The sequence below is a fragment of the Massilia sp. MS-15 genome (assembly GCF_020176695.1).
Classification (GTDB): Bacteria; Pseudomonadota; Gammaproteobacteria; order Burkholderiales; family Burkholderiaceae_D; genus Telluria; species Telluria hydrophila.
Genome location: NZ_JAIWIA010000095.1, coordinates 1 through 1,437, shown reverse-complemented (window position 1 = coordinate 1,437; position 1,437 = coordinate 1). Strand labels below are relative to the sequence as shown.

Annotated in this window: 2 protein-coding genes; one reads left to right on the top strand and one right to left on the bottom strand. The window is 60.7% G+C overall.

The window, feature by feature from the left end; all coding sequences use genetic code 11:
- Positions 1-10: 10 nt before the first annotated feature.
- Positions 11-1,153: a glycosyltransferase gene (locus LCI23_RS20420; RefSeq protein ID WP_224948273.1), complete on the top strand. Its 1,143-nt coding sequence runs from the start codon at positions 11-13 to the stop codon at positions 1,151-1,153.
- Between the two features lie 30 nt (positions 1,154-1,183).
- Here the strand turns inward: LCI23_RS20420 and LCI23_RS20415 are convergent.
- Positions 1,184-1,437: hypothetical protein (locus LCI23_RS20415; protein WP_224948272.1), on the bottom strand; the 254-nt coding region annotated here is incomplete at its 5' end.

Below are 1,437 nucleotides of genomic sequence, written 5' to 3'. Positions count from 1 at the left end.
GCGATATTAAATGTCGGAATATCATCAAGTTGGACTTGGCGTGGCGGCGTTCGCCGTCAGTTTTGCAGTGTGCCTGTTGATCGTGCTGTCGCAGAAGTGGCATGGCAAGCTCTCGCACGACCATGACCTGAACGGCGTGCAGAAGGTGCATACCACAGCCGTGCCGCGTATCGGCGGAATAGGTGTCATCGCCGGCGTTCTGCTGGGACTGGCGCTGTTTCAACTGCTGGTGCCTGTTGGCATCGACGCGACCGACTCGGCCGGCGTCCGGTTGCTGCTGCTTGCCAGCCTGCCCGCATTCCTGGCCGGCCTGATCGAGGATTTCACCAAGCGGGTATCGGTGCGCGTGCGCCTGATGGCAACCGCTGTCAGCGCCATGGTTGCCAGTGCCGTGCTGGGTGCGACCGTGACCGAACTCGACCTGTGGGGGGTGGATACTCTGCTGGCCTTCGCCCCATTCGCTATCGTGGTCACGGCCGTGGTGGTGTCCGGTGGTTCGAACGCGATCAACATCATCGACGGCTTTAATGGTTTGTCGGGAAGCACGATCATCATCATGTCCGCCGGCCTCGCTGCCGTCGGGCTCCAGCAGGGCGATCAGCTAGTCATGGCGCTGGGCGCACTGTGCATCGGTACGACGCTGGGCTTCCTGGTGCTGAACTATCCATTCGGGAAGCTGTTCCTGGGGGATGGTGGGGCATATTTCCTGGGCTTCCTGGTGTCGGAGATGGCCGTCTTGCTGCTGGTGCGTCATCCGGAAGTGAATGCCTGGCAGGTACTGGCGATCTGCGCCTACCCGGTGATCGAGGTGCTGTTCAGCATGTATCGCCGGCGCGTGATCAAGAAAGTCAGCCCGGGAGCGCCGGATGCGCTGCACCTGCATACGCTGGTGTTCCGCAGGGTGGTATTCCAGCGCGTGCGCCGCGATGCCAGCCGTCCGTGGAATCGCAATGCGAGCGTGGTCTGTTTCATTGCTCCGGTGGTGGCACTGTGCGTGGCGGTCAGCGTGATCGCTGGCGCTTCGGCATCGGTCGCCCTGGCGATCGTGCTGGCCCAGCTGGCGCTCTACATCGTGGCGTATCGCCGTCTTGTGCACGGCCGCTGGAGCTTCGCTGGCCGTAGCGCTGATACGGTTATTTCTACCAGCGCCTGAACTTCTTCGATACCGGACTGAGGTCCGGTATCAGCGCTGACGCCGCACTACCCACCAATTCTCGAACCAGATCGAGAACTGCAACAGCAGGCCAGTGACGAACAGAAAGTCGCCGGCTCTGTTCATGCCCATGCCTGTGGCCAGGATCCCTGCAACCAGGAAAGCCGTCCTCAGGACCGGGATGCTCTTGTCGAGAGCATTGCAGAAGGTAATCAAATGAGCTTCTTCAGGCATGTGGGCCCGACGCTTCGGAATCCTGAATTTCATTTTTACCACCTTTGTTA